The 13,761-nt window shown below is 67.5% G+C and carries 15 protein-coding genes and 1 pseudogene; 13 read left to right on the top strand and 3 right to left on the bottom strand.

The annotated features are described in order from the left end of the window. Window positions 1-133: 133 nt before the first annotated feature. The 3 genes from ACFWPX_RS06915 to ACFWPX_RS06905 all read left to right on the top strand — a co-directional run bounded on the left by ACFWPX_RS06915 (window position 134) and on the right by ACFWPX_RS06905 (window position 1,438). Window positions 134-592 carry a MarR family winged helix-turn-helix transcriptional regulator gene (locus ACFWPX_RS06915; protein ID WP_378926539.1) on the top strand — a complete coding sequence of 153 codons (459 nt, stop codon included), beginning with the start codon at window positions 134-136 and terminating at the stop codon, window positions 590-592. A gap of 73 nt (window positions 593-665) precedes the next feature. Continuing rightward, window positions 666-1,112 carry a hypothetical protein gene (locus tag ACFWPX_RS06910; RefSeq protein ID WP_378916722.1) on the top strand — a complete coding sequence of 149 codons (447 nt, stop codon included), beginning with the start codon at window positions 666-668 and terminating at the stop codon, window positions 1,110-1,112. 17 nt (window positions 1,113-1,129) lie between these two features. After that, a complete protein-coding gene (locus ACFWPX_RS06905) occupies window positions 1,130-1,438 on the top strand; it encodes an antibiotic biosynthesis monooxygenase family protein (protein ID WP_378916725.1) in 309 nt (102 codons plus the stop codon). Window positions 1,439-1,449: 11 nt separating this feature from the next. Here the strand turns inward: ACFWPX_RS06905 and ACFWPX_RS06900 are convergent, their stop codons facing one another. Together ACFWPX_RS06900 and ACFWPX_RS06895 are read right to left on the bottom strand one after the other, a co-directional pair. Then, window positions 1,450-2,139: a type 1 glutamine amidotransferase domain-containing protein gene (locus tag ACFWPX_RS06900; protein WP_378926538.1), complete on the bottom strand. Its 690-nt coding sequence runs from the start codon at window positions 2,137-2,139 to the stop codon at window positions 1,450-1,452. 29 nt (window positions 2,140-2,168) lie between these two features. Continuing rightward, entirely contained in the window at window positions 2,169-2,501 is a 333-nt protein-coding gene (locus ACFWPX_RS06895; protein WP_378926537.1) for an ArsR/SmtB family transcription factor, read from the bottom strand. 100 nt (window positions 2,502-2,601) lie between these two features. Here ACFWPX_RS06895 and ACFWPX_RS06890 point away from each other — a divergent pair, with 100 nt between their 5' ends. From ACFWPX_RS06890 to ACFWPX_RS06860, 7 genes and pseudogenes are all read left to right on the top strand, one after another. Next, the gene (locus ACFWPX_RS06890) at window positions 2,602-4,185 is read left to right on the top strand and encodes an ABC transporter substrate-binding protein (protein ID WP_378916732.1); all 1,584 of its coding nucleotides are present in this window, start codon (window positions 2,602-2,604) and stop codon (window positions 4,183-4,185) included. After that, complete coding sequence (locus ACFWPX_RS06885) at window positions 4,185-5,177, top strand: ABC transporter permease (RefSeq protein ID WP_378926580.1); 993 nt, start codon at window positions 4,185-4,187, stop codon at window positions 5,175-5,177. The genes ACFWPX_RS06890 and ACFWPX_RS06885 overlap by 1 nt, the downstream gene beginning before the upstream one ends. Further along, window positions 5,170-6,024: an ABC transporter permease gene (locus ACFWPX_RS06880; protein WP_378926536.1), complete on the top strand. Its 855-nt coding sequence runs from the start codon at window positions 5,170-5,172 to the stop codon at window positions 6,022-6,024. Before ACFWPX_RS06885 ends, ACFWPX_RS06880 begins: the two co-directional genes overlap by 8 nt. Window positions 6,025-6,127: 103 nt before the next feature. Then, the gene (locus ACFWPX_RS06875; RefSeq protein ID WP_378926535.1) at window positions 6,128-7,069 is read left to right on the top strand and encodes an ATP-binding cassette domain-containing protein; all 942 of its coding nucleotides are present in this window, start codon (window positions 6,128-6,130) and stop codon (window positions 7,067-7,069) included. Further along, window positions 7,069-7,710, top strand: a complete 642-nt coding sequence (locus ACFWPX_RS06870; RefSeq protein ID WP_378926534.1) for an ABC transporter ATP-binding protein — start codon at window positions 7,069-7,071, stop codon at window positions 7,708-7,710. The genes ACFWPX_RS06875 and ACFWPX_RS06870 overlap by 1 nt, the downstream gene beginning before the upstream one ends. Window positions 7,711-7,762: 52 nt before the next feature. After that, window positions 7,763-9,143 (top strand): annotated as a pseudogene (locus tag ACFWPX_RS06865) (FAD-binding protein). Window positions 9,144-9,361: 218 nt separating this feature from the next. Beyond that, complete coding sequence (locus ACFWPX_RS06860) at window positions 9,362-10,081, top strand: hypothetical protein (protein WP_378916746.1); 720 nt, start codon at window positions 9,362-9,364, stop codon at window positions 10,079-10,081. A gap of 48 nt (window positions 10,082-10,129) precedes the next feature. On the opposite strand, the gene ACFWPX_RS06855 is transcribed toward ACFWPX_RS06860, so the two are convergent. Further along, window positions 10,130-11,290 (bottom strand): cytochrome P450, encoded by a 1,161-nt coding sequence (locus ACFWPX_RS06855; RefSeq protein WP_378926532.1) that lies wholly within the window; start codon window positions 11,288-11,290, stop codon window positions 10,130-10,132. Window positions 11,291-11,457: 167 nt separating this feature from the next. On the opposite strand from ACFWPX_RS06855, the gene ACFWPX_RS06850 reads away from it, so the two are divergent. From ACFWPX_RS06850 to ACFWPX_RS06840, 3 genes are read left to right on the top strand one after another with little or no spacing between them, the layout of a single operon-like run. Further along, window positions 11,458-12,486, top strand: a complete 1,029-nt coding sequence (locus ACFWPX_RS06850) for a 3-oxoacyl-ACP synthase III family protein (protein WP_378926531.1) — start codon at window positions 11,458-11,460, stop codon at window positions 12,484-12,486. A 6-nt stretch (window positions 12,487-12,492) separates the two neighbouring features. Next, window positions 12,493-13,359 carry a hypothetical protein gene (locus ACFWPX_RS06845; protein WP_378926530.1) on the top strand — a complete coding sequence of 289 codons (867 nt, stop codon included), beginning with the start codon at window positions 12,493-12,495 and terminating at the stop codon, window positions 13,357-13,359. Beyond that, a complete protein-coding gene (locus tag ACFWPX_RS06840; RefSeq protein ID WP_378926529.1) occupies window positions 13,356-13,718 on the top strand; it encodes a hypothetical protein in 363 nt (120 codons plus the stop codon). Before ACFWPX_RS06845 ends, ACFWPX_RS06840 begins: the two co-directional genes overlap by 4 nt. The last annotated feature ends 43 nt before the right edge of the window (window positions 13,719-13,761 follow it).

Raw genomic sequence — 13,761 nt, 5'->3', positions numbered from 1 at the left:
GCGCCCGACGCCCCCCCACCCCCCCACCCACACACACACACCCGCGCCCCCCCCCCGAAACTATTTCAGGGGCGCGCGGTTGATACACCTCCCGGAATACGACTGTTGCGGTCGCGTGCGGGAAAATGGGGTGGTGACCACCGAGAACGAGCGTCCTGGACCGCCGGCTATGAGCCCGAGCATTTTGGTGATCACGATGTCTCGGCGGGTGGAGGCGGCGTTGGGGGTGGAGTTGGGTGTGCTGGATTTGACGGTGGCCCGGCTGGGGTTGCTCGGGCATATCAATGGGGTGCCGGGGGCCTCGTTCAGCGAGTTGGCGCGGATGTCGGGGACGAGCGTGCAGAGTGTGCATGCCGCGGTGAAGGGACTGGTCGGGGCGGGGTTGGTGCAGGATCGGACGGCGCGGGCGGGGTCGGCGTCGGCGATCGAGTTGACGGAGGCGGGGGCGGGGCTGCTCGCGGAGGCGCGGAAGGCGGTGACACGGGTGGACACTCAGCTGTTCGGCGCGGAAGCCGATCCGATTCTGCGGCGGGTCGGCGCGGCCATCGTCGACGCGTTCGCCGGGCAATTCCCGCCTCGACCCCAGGCGTGACGAATCCGACCTTCAATATGGCTGAAGCTCGAGCTAGGCTTCAAACACATTGAAGGTCGGAGGGAGTCGGTAGTTGGAACACGTCTTGTTGTCCGTGCATGTGCTCGCGGGCATCGTCTTCGTCGGCGGCTCAGCGGTCGCCACCAGTCTTTTTCCCCGGTACGCGCCGGTCGCCGGTGGGCCGGATCCGGAGTCGGTGCGCAGTAGGCCGGTCGCGGTCGCCATGCACCGGATCACCGGGAACTACGCGAAACTCGCGATCATCGTGCCGGTGATCGGCATCGTGCTGGCCACGATCCAGGGCCGGATGAACGAAATCTGGATCACCACCGCGATGGTGACCACGGCCGTGGCGGGTGGGCTGCTAGCCGTGCAGATCGTGCCGATGCAGCGCGAAGCCCTCGACCAGCCCGACGACGGCAAGCGCCTGCGTGTGCTGTCGATGCTCGCGGGAATCTACAACCTGCTGTGGACGGCCGTGGTCGTGCTCATGATCGTCCGTCCCGGATCCGCCACATGAACGAACAGGAGCTCCACATGACCGACCACGGTGTCACTTTCATCAATGTGATCGAGGTTTCCGCCGACGACATCGAGGGGTTCGTCGCGCAGTGGCGCGAGCGGGCCGCGCACATGCGCACCGCCCCCGGCTTCCGCGATGTCCGCTTGCACCGTGCCCTGCTGCCCGATTCGCGATTCCAGCTGGTGAACGTCGCGCACTGGGACAGCGCCGAGGCGTGCGAGGCCGCCGGACTCAACCCGACGGTCGTCGCTTCGGTCGACCAGGCGCGTCAGGTCGCGCGCGCCAATCCCGCCCTCTACGAGGTCGTCGCCGAATTCACCTGAGTGACAAGCATTTACAGAACGCCGAGCACCGCCACGGCCAGCGGACCGGCCGAGGCGGGGTTCTGACCGGTGTGCAGATTGCGGTCGGCTTGCAGGAACGGCGCGAACGGTTCGCCGCTGTGATAGTCCGCGCCGAGTTCGATCAGCCGGTCTTCGAGCAGCCATCTGGCCTGGTCGGCGAGCCCGCCCAGACGTTCTTCGGCATCACTGAAGGCGGTCAGGAGGTAGCCCGCGAAGGGTGAGGGCCCGTCGGCGGCGGTTGCCAGGATCGCGGCGGGTCCGTGGCAGACGAGCGCGAGCGGTTTGCCGGAGTGCAAGGTATCGACCAGCAGCGCCGCCGAATCCTTGTTCACCGCAAGGTCTTCCATCGGCCCGTGGCCGCCCGGATAGAACACCACGTCGTAATCGGCCGACCGCACGTCGCCGAGCGGGACCGGATTGTCCAGTGGCGTGGCGTTCTTGATGGTCTCGGCGACCTTCCGCGCACCCTCCTCACCACCGTTCGGGACCGGCGCCAGACTCGCCAGATCCACCGGCGGCTTCACTCCGCCCGGTGTCGCCACGACGACTTCGTGCCCGGCCTCGGTGAAAACCCGGTAGGGGGTGGCGAATTCATCGGCCCAAAAGCCGGTGTGGCGTTTGACATTGCTGGACAACGTCCAATGATCGGCACCGGTCATTACGAACAGGATCTTCGCCATCATCGCCTCCGAGGAGTGAACTTTCGACGTCAGTGCTCGGCGCCGATGGTGTGGAGAATTTCGTGGATGATCGGGTCGGTGAGCCGGTTGGTGACCGATCGGCCCGCACGGCTCGAGGTGACGCAACCCTCGTGGCGCAGCACGCGCAGAGCCTGGGAGATCGCGTTCTCGTTGCGGCCGACCGCGGCGGCCAGTTCGCCGACGCTGATGCCGGGTGAGCGGTGCAGGCACAGCAGGATTTCCAGGCGACCCGGGTCCGACAGCAGGTCGAAGCGTTGGGCCCATTCCCGGATCTCGACATCGCCGATCGCGCGACGGCCGAGTTCGACCGGCGACCCGTGCAGTGTGCGTGGCTCTCCCATGGCGCTGCCCAGCTTAATCGCCGAGTGGACACGACGGCACCGCCCGCGACTATTATCTGTTCATCTGTTCAGATAAACATGAGAAGTGTAGGGATGCGGGATGCGCACTCGGCCGCTGTTCGCTGTAGGGGCCGCGTTCGCGGTCGTGCTGACATCGTGCGGTGCGCCCGACAGCGGGTCCACCGACTCGCTCGTCCTCGCCGATGCCTATGAACTGGGCGGATACAACCCCGTCGCCGGTTACGGCGCGGCGGGCGAGGCCAAGGTCTACGACGGATTGCTCCGGCTGACCGGCGGCACCGGCATGCCCGGCTTCACCCCGGCACTGGCTACGGAACTGCCGAAGCCCGATGCCGACGCGACCGTGTGGACGGCACCGCTGCGCCCCGGGGTGCGGTTCAGCGACGGGTCGGCGTTCGATGCCGCCGATGTGGTGGCTACCTATCGGGCGATTCTGGATCCGGCGTCGGCCTCGGAGGTGCGGTCGTCGTTTTCGATGATCGAGCGCGTCGATGCTGTCGATCCGCTGTCGGTGCGGTTCACCTTGCGTCATCCCTATGCGGCGTTCCCGACCAAGCTGCTGATCGGGATCGTTCCGTCGGAGGCCGTCGCGACGCCAGGACCCGCGACCGAATCGCCGCTCAATACCGCCCCCATCGGCACCGGTCCCTATCGGCTCACCGCGCTGGAGCCGACCCGGGCGATATTCGAGGCGAACGAAAGCTATTGGGGTGGCGCACCTTCGGTGAAGCGCCTGACGGTCCTCTACGTGCCCGACGACAACACCCGCGCGCAACGAATGGCCAGCGGCGAACTCGACGGCACCTCGCTGCCACCCTTGCTGGCCGCCACCTTCGAGCAGCAAATGTCGGTGCAGGCCAACACTTCCGCCGACTGGCGCGGTGTCTCGATGCCCGAGGGCGATCCCGTCGCCGGGGACTCCGCCGTCCGGCTGGCACTGAACTACGCGGTGGACCGCCAGTCGATGATCGACAATATTCTCGGTGGCTACGGCCGCCCGGCCTACACGCCTTTCGCCGATGTCTACGGTGAATCCCACAATCCAGCAGTCTCTTTCGCCTTCGATCGGGCCCGCGCCGAACAGATCCTCGATGCCGCGGGATGGCGGGTCGGCGCGGAGGGTGTGCGCGCGAAAGATGGTGTGCGGGCACGATTCACCGTGATGTACAACTCGACCGACACGTTGCGCCGTGATCTCGCGATGGCTTTCGCCTCCGACGCTCGGCGGGTCGGTATCGAGGTCGATCTCGAAGCGCTCTCCTGGGATCGGATCGAGCCGCGCATCGCGCAGTCCGCGATCCTGCTCGGCGGCGGTAGCGAGCCCTACGATCCCGACACCCAGGCCTACAACACCCTGCACTCGCCGCTGCTGGACCCCAGCGCGGGCAGCCCGTACGACAATGCGAGCCGTCACGCGGATCCCGCGATCGACGCGCAACTCGAAACCGCGAGGCGCAGCACCGATCCCGCCGCACGCGCCGCCGCGTATCGGGAGGTGCAGAGCCGGTATGCCCAGGATCCGAGCCACGTGTTCCTGGTGCATCTCGATCACACCTATGTGGTGAAGGATTCGTCCTGGAAGATGTCGGGGCCGATTCTCGAGCCGCACGCGCACGGCGTCACCTGGGGACCGTGGTGGTCGCTGCAGACCTGGACCCGCTGATGGTGCGCAGCCGCTTTCGCGGCCGCGGCCTCCGGGCGATGGTCGGGTGGCGCCTGGTGACGTTGATCCCGGTGCTCGTCGCCGTGTCGGCCGCACTGTTCGCCGCGGCGGCGGTGTCGCCGTTCGATCCGCTGGTCGGGTATCTCGGCGCTCGCTACGAGACCACGAGCGCGTCGGATCGGATCCTGCTCACGAATCAGCTCGGGCTCGACGCGTCGTGGTACCAGCTGTACGGACGCTGGATCGGTGACCTGTTCAGCGGCGATCTCGGTATTTCGCGCGGATTCGCGCAGCCGGTGAGTACCCTGCTCGCCCAACGGATTCCGTGGACGGTGCTGCTGGTCGTCGTCGCGATGAGCGTGGCGATCGCCGTCGCGCTCGGTGCGGGTGTCTGGGCGGGTATGCACCGTGGTGGGCTGATCGACCGGTTGGTCACCGCGTCGTGCGTGGTGATGCAGGGGCTGCCGCCGTTCGTGGTGTCGCTCGCCGCGATCGCCTTGTTCGCGGTCGGGCTCGGGTGGTTGCCGCCCGCGGGACTCACCGATGCGGGGGCCGAGGTCGGATTCGGCCAGGTGGTGCGGCATCTCGTGCTGCCCGCCGCCGCGCTGGCGGTTTCGCAGGTGCCGTGGTTACTGCTGGCCGTGCGGGAATCGGTGTCGGGCAATCGCGGTGAGGATTTCGTGGTCGGGGCGGCCACCCGCGGCATCGATACCGCGACGATCACCCGCAGGCACATCCTGCCGTCGTCGCTGGCCCCGTTCGTGACGATCCTCGGCGCGCGCCTGCCGGAGGTCGTGGTCGGGGCGGTGCTGGTGGAGGAGATCTTCTCGTGGCCGGGGATCGCGGGCGCGTTCGTCCAGTCGGCGAAGGATCTGGACATGGCGCTGCTGGCCGTTCTCACTGTCGGCACGACCTGCGCGGTGATGCTCGGGTCGCTGCTGGCCGATGTCGCGGTGGTGCTGCTCGATCCGCGGGTGCGCGCCGATGGGTGAGCGGTGGCGCGACCTCACGCACGGGGCTGCTGAGCGACGGTTGTACCTCGCGCTTTCGGTGCTGGTCGCGGTCGTGCTGTACGCGGTGATCGTGCCGTGGGTGGGAGGGGTCGATGATCGGCTGACCGATTTCGCGAGTGCGCGGCAGGCGCCGTCGGGGCAGTGGTGGTTCGGGACCGACTCGGCGGGCCGGTCGCTGTTCGTGCGGATCGCGGCGGCATTGCGGACCTCGCTGATCGTCGCCGCGTGTGCGGCGGCGGTGTCGACGGTGATCGGGGTGCTGGTCGGTGCGGTCTCCGCGCTGGCAGGTGGGTGGGTGGATCGCCTGGTCATGCGCTTCGCCGATACCGCGAACGCGCTGCCGCATCTGTTGCTCGGGATTGTGATCGTGGCGCTGTTCCGGGGGAACGCGGTGGCGGTGGTGTTGTCGATCGGGCTCACGCACTGGGTGCAGGTGGCGCGGATCGTGCGGGCGGAGAGCTTGAGTCTGCGCGAGCGCGAGTACGTGTCCGCGGCGGTACTCGCCGGTGCGAATCGCACTCATCTGCTGATCAGGCATCTCCTGCCCGCTGTCGCTCCGCAGGCGTTGATCGCGGTGGTTCTGCTTCTGCCCCATGCGATTTGGCACGAGTCGACGTTGTCGTTCCTCGGGTTCGGGTTGCCGCCGCACGAACCGAGCCTTGGCACACTGCTGGAGGAAGCGCGCACTTCGCTACTGCTGGGTGGGTGGTGGACGCTAGTGTTCCCGGCGGGATTCCTGGTGCTGACGACAGTGGCGGTCGCTGTCGCCGGATCATCACTGCGCGGGCTACTGGCACCGCCGAAACCTTCGAGGATGCCGCGATGAAACGACACAGGCCCGGTTCCCCGCGTCAGGCAGCACGAAACTCACCATTGCCGGGATATGGCCCTCGCCGCCGGTGTCGGGCTGCCACGGCCGAGGAGTCCGTGTGACCCGCGCGAGGCATCAGGAGCCGGATACGCGCACCCTCCTGTCCATCGACGCGCTGACCGTGCGAATTCCGGTCGGCCGTGGCGATGTGGTGCACGCGGTGACCGACTTGTCCCTCGACATCGCGGCAGGCGCGATCACCGCACTCGTCGGCGAATCCGGTTGCGGGAAATCGATTGTCGCGAGTGCGGTGATGGGCGTGCTGCCCCGCGAAGCCGTCACCACCGGGTCCGTTTGCCTACAACTCGGCGGTGCGGGCCCGGCTCACGCAACGGCCGAACCCATCGACATCCTCGCCGACCACCCCGCGTATCGCGGCCGTCACATCGCCCTGGTCCCGCAGTCGCCGAGCACCTACTTCACCCCGGTGCGGACCGTCGGATCCCAACTCAGGGAAGCGATCACCGCACTCGGCACCGCACACACCCCCGCCGACCTCGTCGAACGCGCAGGCCTGTCCGTCGCCGCGCTCGACCTGTATCCGCACGAGCTCTCGGGCGGCATGGCCCAACGGGCAGCCGTGGCGGCGGCCCTGGCAGGCGACCCCGAGGTGATCATCGCCGACGAAGCCACTTCCGGGCTCGATCGCGCACGCACCGACCAGATCGGAAAACTGTTGCGCGAGTGTGCCGATGGTGGTGCCGCGGTGCTGCTGATCACGCACGATCTCGGGCATCTGATCCGTGCCGACATCGCCGACACTGTCGCGGTCATGTACGCCTCACGCCTGATGGAAGTCGGCCCCGGCGCGCAGGTGCTCGACGATCCGTGGCACGACTACACGCGCGACCTGCTCGCCGCCCTGCCCGAACGCGGCCTGCACCCGCTCCCCCATGCCCCGCGCGCGCTGACGAACCTGTCCGAGATCTGCCCCTACGCGGGTGGCCCGACGCAGTTGATTCCGCAGCAGCAGCGCATGATTCGCCGGCCGAGGTCCTGATGCTGATCGCCGATTCCATCACCGCGGGCTACGGCTCGAAACCCGTCATCGGCGGGGTCGACCTGCGGATTGCCCCGGGAGAGATCGTCGGGGTCACCGGCGACTCGGGCTCAGGGAAGACCACGCTCGCCCGGACGATGGCGGGGCTGCTGACGCCCACCTCCGGAACGGTCACCGTCGACGGACAGCCACCACGGCAAGCCCGCGGCGCCATCGCCATGGTCTTCCAATCCCCCCGTGCCGCAACCAATCCCCACTTCACCGTCGCCCAGATCATCGCCGAACCCGCCCGCATCCGCCGTACCCCGATCCCCGATCTCGCGGCACTGGCCACCACCGTCGGCCTCACCCCCGACCTGCTCGACCGCCGCCCGCACGCACTCAGCGACGGCCAGCTCCAACGCGCCTGCCTGGCCCGCGCCCTCGCCCAGAACCCCCGCTACCTCATCCTCGACGAAGCCACCGCCATGCTCGACGCGGCCACCACCGCCACCATCATCCGCCTGGTCACCGCCCACGCCACCGACAACCTCGGCGTCCTCCTGATCAGCCACGACGAGCCCCTCCTCGACGCCGCCTGCACTCGCATCGCGACAATGCACGAGGGCACACTCACCCCGCGGCAAGCATCTCCGCAATAACCGCACGATTACCTCAGGCTGCACACAGGAACCGGATTTAGCGTGGGCCCCTGTGACATTCACGCACGGGAATCCAGTCAGCCTCAGCGGTTGGGCACGCACCGCACCGAGCGTCGCCGAAGTGCTGCGCACGCCCGACATCGCGGTGATCGCCGAACGGGTGCGGACCGCGGGACCGCGCGGGGTGATCGCGCGCGGGCTCGGGCGTAGTTACGGCGATCCGGCGCAGAACGCGGGCGGGCTGGTCGTTCGACATGACCGCGCTGGACCGCATCCACAGTATCGATCCCGACAGCGGGATCGTCGAGGTCGACGCGGGTGTCAGCCTGGACACACTCATGCGGGCCGTCCTGCCGTTCGGGCTGTGGATTCCGGTGCTGCCGGGAACCAGGCAGGTGACGGTCGGTGGGGCGATCGGCGCGGATATCCATGGGAAGAACCATCATTCGCAGGGCAGCTTCGGCAATCATGTGGTGTCGATGGACCTGCTCACTGCCGACGGATCGGTGCGCACCTCGACCCCGGAAGGGCCCGACCCGGAACTGTTCTGGGCAACGGTGGGCGGGATGGGCCTCACCGGCATCATCGTGAGCGCGCGAGTCCGGTTGAAGCACACCGAGACCGCGTATTTCATCGTCGACAACGATCGCACGCGCGATCTCGACGAGACGATGCAATTGCTGACCGGTGGTTCCGATGACGGGTACGACTACTCGATGGCGGTGCCGGACACCATTTCGACCGGGGCGAAACTCGGGCGGGCCGGGTTCAGCCGGGGGTCGCTGGCCACTGTCGATCAGCTGCCGTTGAGGTTGCGCAGCAAACCCTTGAATTTCGATGCGCCGCAATTGTTCACGGTGCCCGATATCTTTCCGAACGGGATGGTCAATTCGGTGACCACGCGCATTGCCGCCGAGGCCGCTCATCGCCTGTTTCCCCGGCGGGCGCGTGGGCGGATCCAGAATCTGACGCAGTTCTATCACCCGCTCGATCTGCTCGGTGAATGGAATCGCGCCTATGGCAAGCGGGGGTTCCTTCAGTATCAGTTCTCGATGCCGTTCGGGGCCGAGCAGCAGCTGGCCGACACGGTGCGGGCTATCGCCGAGTCGGGGCACCACTCGTTCCTCAATGTGTTCAAGCGGATGGGAGCGAGCAACCCGGCGCCGCTGTCGTGGCCACATCCCGGATACATGCTGAGCTTGGATTTCGCGCTGACCAGCGGGCTCGACCGGTTCTGCGTCGACCTCGACGAACGGGTGCGGGCGGCGGGCGGGCGGCTGTATCTCGCGAAGGAATCGCGGACCACGCCCGAGATGATCGCGACGATGTACCCGCGGCTCGACGAATGGCGCCGGGTCCGGGATCGAGTCGACCCGGAGCGGGTGTTCGCCTCCGACCTCTCACGGCGATTGCGGCTGATCACCGGACTGTGACATTGATGTGCTTCAGATCACGTAGGGCTAATTGCGAGCGAAAGTTCTTAACAGCTAATCGAATTCATCGGGAATGACGCACGTCACTGTCCGTTTTGAACTCTTAGGACTTTCTAAGTTACATTTCAGCAACAAACAGTTGGACACTTGATCATGGGTGCTCGATCGAGGGCCTGCGCTCCCCCGGGAGCATCGCCATTGAGGGAAAGACTGCATTCATGAACATCAGCAAGGTTGCCGCAACCTCCGCACTTGTCATTGCCGCGCTCGGCGTCGCCACCGGCACGTCGCACGCCGCCCCGGCGCCTGCTCCCGCGCCCGTCGCGGCCTTTCTCGACGGCGTGAACCAGGGCGTGAACCAGGTGCTGCCCGGCATCAACTGGAAGACCGGCATCGAGGGCGACGCGGTCGTCGTCGAGACCGACGCGGGCTCGCTCACCACCGAGAACAACCAGTTCCAGGTGCGCGACAACCAGGGCAATATCGTCGCCGCCCTGCCGCTCGCCTACACGCTCGACGACCTCGAGTACCCGATCGACGCCGTCGTCGACGGCACCCGCGCCACCCTGACCCCGCGCACCGACGCGGCCTCGGCCCGCCCGTCCACGCTGCTGAAGGACGTCGTTCGACAGGACGCCTTCGATGACGCCGTCGGCGCCGCTGCCACCCAGTTCGGCATCATCACCGCCATCGGCACGCTCGTCGGCACCCTCACCGGCGGCCTCGCGGGCTGCGCCATCGGCGGCGTCGGCGGCCTGGTCCTCGGCGTCCCGGTGCTCGCCCTCGGTGGCGCCACCGGCGTCGCAGGCTGCCTCGCCGGTGCCGCCGTCGGCATCCCGCTCGGCGCGGCCGCGGGCCTGGTGCTGACCGGCGTCCCCGCCGCGATCGCCATCGGCATCGGCTTCCACAACCGGATCAACGCGCCGGAAAACCAGTAGTAGCCGTCGCGAAGGCCCCGTCCACCCGGACGGGGCCTTCGTGGGAGTTCACGGTGCGAGACGGATACGCAGCTTCTCGTAGGTGGGGATGAAAACCTTTCTGCGGTAACGACGTTCGACGATCTCCCACGGACGGCCATCGGCTGTCAGCGCTTCGAGTAGCGCGGTGAGTTCGGAGTGGACGAGTTGGGCGCCGAGGCAGAGGTGGCGGCCGCCACCGAACCAGAGCTGGCGCGTTTCGGGGTTGTAGTCGCGGTCGACGCGGAACTCACCCGCGGCGTTGTTGATGGTCCAGGTGAGGATCTTGACGTGTTCGCCGACGCGGAGGTCGCGGTCGGCGATGCGGACGTCCGCCGTGACCGAGCGTCCGACGAGGTAGGCGGGGCTGGTGACGCGCAGGGTCTCGCGGACCGCGTCGGGGAGCCGGTCGGGCGCGGCGAGCAGGGCGCGATGCTCGCCGGTGTCGTGCATGATCGCGACCATTCTGGTCATGGCGCTGGCGAGAGTGTCGGTGCCCGCCACGGCCATCAGGATCGCCAAGCCGCCCGCGTGCTCCACAGCCAATCCCAGTTCACGGCAGCGGCCGAGGGTGGTGTCGGGCTCGGCGCGGGCGTACGCATCGGGCACATTCACCGCGAGCTGGGTGGCCAGCTCGCGGGCGCGCGCCAGGGCGACGGGGTCGAGCGTCGTCGAGGCCATGGTGCCGAAACCCAGGTTGACCAGCTCTTCGACATGATGGAACAGCCGCAGGAACAGGGCGTCGTGGTCGGTGGAGTCGGTGTAGTCGCCGCCGATGGCCGCGGCGATGTCTTCGGGGCGCATGCCGACCAGGTCGGAGACGCTGCGGCCGACCAGGATCTGCGCGCGGGCGGCGATGTCGACGGTCTCCCCCGCGGCGAGCCGCTCGCGCAGGTCACGTAGCTCGGGGCCGATCACGCGCTCGACCAGGGCGTCGGTGTGGGTGAGGGTGAACAGGTCGCGCACCTTGGTCCGCAGGTCGGTATGGCCAGGCCCTTCGAACAGATCCTCGACCCAGTCGCCGATGACCTGCGCCCACCAGTGCCCGGCCGCACCCTCGGACACGATGCTGAAATGCGTGCTGTCGTTGTAGATCTGGCGGGCCACCAGCGGATCGGCCACGAACCAGCCGAGTTTGCGAACCTTGCGGATCGGCCGCGCGAACCTGCCCAGCAGCAATAATCCAGGCAACCAGGGTTGACCTGCGGCGAGTAGGGTTAGTTCATGGCGTCGGGCAGAGCTCCACACCCCGGCACAATCTAATCGACCAGGCCCGATTAGTGAAGGTCTGTGGCTAGGATCGGCGAGATGCGCTGGTGGTGATCTGTGCATCACGCGATATCTGGAAGTGAACAAGCATGGTGAGATCGACAATCGAAGCCGTCGGCGCGTATCTGCCGGCCATGGAAGTGACCACGGCGGAGTTGCTGGCGCAGCTGGCTGTCGACGCGCCGCTGGATCTGGAGAAGGTCAGCGGGGTCAGGGCGCGCAGGGTGCGCGGCGAATCCGAGGACTCGTTCACCATCGCCCTCGCCGCTGCCCGTAGCGCACTGGACAATTCGCGCTACGACGCCGCCGATCTGGATGTGATCATCTCCTGCTCGATCACCCGGACCCGCGGCGAGGACTTCTGCCTCGAACCGTCGTTCGCCCTGATGCTGCGCACCGTGCTCGGGGCGAACCGGGCGATCCACTTCGACGTGTCCAATGCGTGCGCCGGGATGATGACCGGAGTTCTGCTGCTGGACAGGATGATTCGATCCGGCGCGGTGCGTCGCGGCATGGTGGTGTCGGGGGAATGCATCACGCCGATCGCCGATACCGCGGTGCGGGAGATCTCGCAGAAGTACGACCCGCAGTTCGCCTCGCTCACCGTCGGTGATGCCGGAGCGGCCGTGGTGCTCGACGGTACCGACGGGCCAGGCCTCGACTACGTGGAGCTCAACACCAGCGCCGCTTTCGCGAAGCTGTGCCTCGGGATGCCCAGCGACCAGGGACCGGGGGTCGCGCTCTACACCGACAATCGCGCGATGCACAACGAGTCCAGGTACCTGCTGTGGACCTCGCGGCAGCTGGAGTTCCTCGCCGCCCGCGGTTCCAGCTTCGCCGAGGAGAGTTACGACTACCTGATCCATCACCAATTCAGCGGCCCTGCCGTGGAATTGATCAACAAGATCGCCGAGCGCGAATTCGATGCGGCGATGCCACCAGGGCTCGCGGTGCTGGACAGATACGGCAACACCGCGTCGACCTCACATTTCGTGGTGTTGCACGACGCGTTGCGGCAGGGACTGATCGCGCCGGGGTCGAGAGTATTGCTGGTACCGGCGGCTTCCGGGGTGGTCGCCGGATTCTTGTCGGTGACAATCGGCGATCTGCGGGTATAGGACAGTATGGGAATCATCATTTCTTCAGCCACGACGCGCAGCGGCGGCGTCAGTTCGGTGGGTCAGGCGGCCGAGGCCGCCCGCGCGGCGTTGACGGGGGCTGGTTGTCAGCCCGAGCAGGTCGACGCGCTGATCAACGTGGGGGTTTATCGCGATGCGAACCTCGTGGAACCGGCGGTCGCGGCGCTGATCCAGCAGGCCGCGGGAATCGGGTTGGACTATCGGCGCGGCGACGTGCCGTGTCTGTCGTTCGATCTGATGAACGGTGCCTGCGGGGTAGTGAACGCGGTGGGGGTGGCCGCCTCGTTGCTCGCCGACCTGCCTTCCGGGCATGTGGTTGTGGTTTCGGGCGATGCGCATCCGTCGGGGCTGGCCGACGCGGAGTTCGCGTTCGAGCCTGTCGGAGCGGCTTTCGTCCTCGAGAATTCCGCTGAGGCCGCGGGTTTCGGCGGCGTCCATGTGAGCGCTGGTGACGTGCTGCCCGATCCACAGGGGTATGTGAAGTTGTCCGCGATGGGAGCCGAAGGTCGCTCGTCGCTGACAGTGGAATTGCTCACCGGAACAGCGGAACTCGTCGAACACGCCACGATCGCCGCGCGCGAAGCGCTGGCGGCCGACGGTATCGACGCCGCGCAGGTGGTGCTGCTGTGCGGCAAACCGACGGCGGATTTCGCCGGGGAACTGGCTGCCCAGCTCGGCGTGGGTGCAGTGGTGACCGACGACTTCACTGCGGACGCGCACACTTCCGCGCTGACCGCCGCGTTCGTGGCCGCACGTGATGCGGGACTGGCCGATCGGCCGTTGTTGTTCGTAGCCGCTGACGGTGGACCCACCGCGGCGGCGGTGACCTATCGAGGGGTTGGTGTGCGGTGACGCGCTCTCTGCATGTTGTTCCGGATCCGGTGAATACGCCGAAACCTGGCCGCCATCGCGCGTCCGCCGCCGATACCACGGCGGGGGTGCCGAGCCGGGGAACGGTGCTGGCCTTGCGGTCGATTCCGGTGGTCGGCTGGGTATTTCTGATCGTCGGTGTGGTGCGGCCGTTCCGGGCCAAGTGGTTGCGGGTGGCCTTCTGGATCGATGTGGTGCTGAGTGTCGGGGTGCATGCCGCGCAGATCCCGGCGGCGCGGAAAGTGGCCGCCGAACGGGGCATCTCGGGACGTCGCGCCGCCGTGATGACAATGCTGCTCGGCGCGACCTGGTGGAAGACGCTGGGCGAGGCGCAACGGTGATCGAGGCGGCTTCGCCCGGCCGCGGCAAGCGCCATTCGCCGAG

The organism is Nocardia sp. NPDC058518 (genome assembly GCF_042719655.1).
Classification (GTDB): domain Bacteria; phylum Actinomycetota; class Actinomycetes; order Mycobacteriales; family Mycobacteriaceae; genus Nocardia.
Note: the sequence above shows the minus strand (reverse complement) of the source record. Positions and strands in the feature narration are given on the sequence as shown.

Excerpts from the sequence above, each read along its gene's own strand:
- ACFWPX_RS06890 (WP_378916732.1), top strand. The coding sequence starts at position 2,602 with ATGCGCACTCGGCCGCTGTTCGCTGTAGGGGCCGCGTTCGCGGTCGTG.
- ACFWPX_RS06885 (WP_378926580.1), top strand. The coding sequence starts at position 4,185 with ATGGTGCGCAGCCGCTTTCGCGGCCGCGGCCTCCGGGCGATGGTCGGG.
- ACFWPX_RS06880 (WP_378926536.1), top strand. The coding sequence starts at position 5,170 with ATGGGTGAGCGGTGGCGCGACCTCACGCACGGGGCTGCTGAGCGACGG.
- ACFWPX_RS06850 (WP_378926531.1), top strand. The coding sequence starts at position 11,458 with ATGGTGAGATCGACAATCGAAGCCGTCGGCGCGTATCTGCCGGCCATG.
- ACFWPX_RS06895 (WP_378926537.1), bottom strand. The coding sequence starts at position 2,501 with ATGGGAGAGCCACGCACACTGCACGGGTCGCCGGTCGAACTCGGCCGT.
- ACFWPX_RS06845 (WP_378926530.1), top strand. The coding sequence starts at position 12,493 with ATGGGAATCATCATTTCTTCAGCCACGACGCGCAGCGGCGGCGTCAGT.
- ACFWPX_RS06905 (WP_378916725.1), top strand. The coding sequence starts at position 1,130 with ATGACCGACCACGGTGTCACTTTCATCAATGTGATCGAGGTTTCCGCC.
- ACFWPX_RS06860 (WP_378916746.1), top strand. The coding sequence starts at position 9,362 with ATGAACATCAGCAAGGTTGCCGCAACCTCCGCACTTGTCATTGCCGCG.
- ACFWPX_RS06900 (WP_378926538.1), bottom strand. The coding sequence starts at position 2,139 with ATGGCGAAGATCCTGTTCGTAATGACCGGTGCCGATCATTGGACGTTG.
- ACFWPX_RS06870 (WP_378926534.1), top strand. The coding sequence starts at position 7,069 with ATGCTGATCGCCGATTCCATCACCGCGGGCTACGGCTCGAAACCCGTC.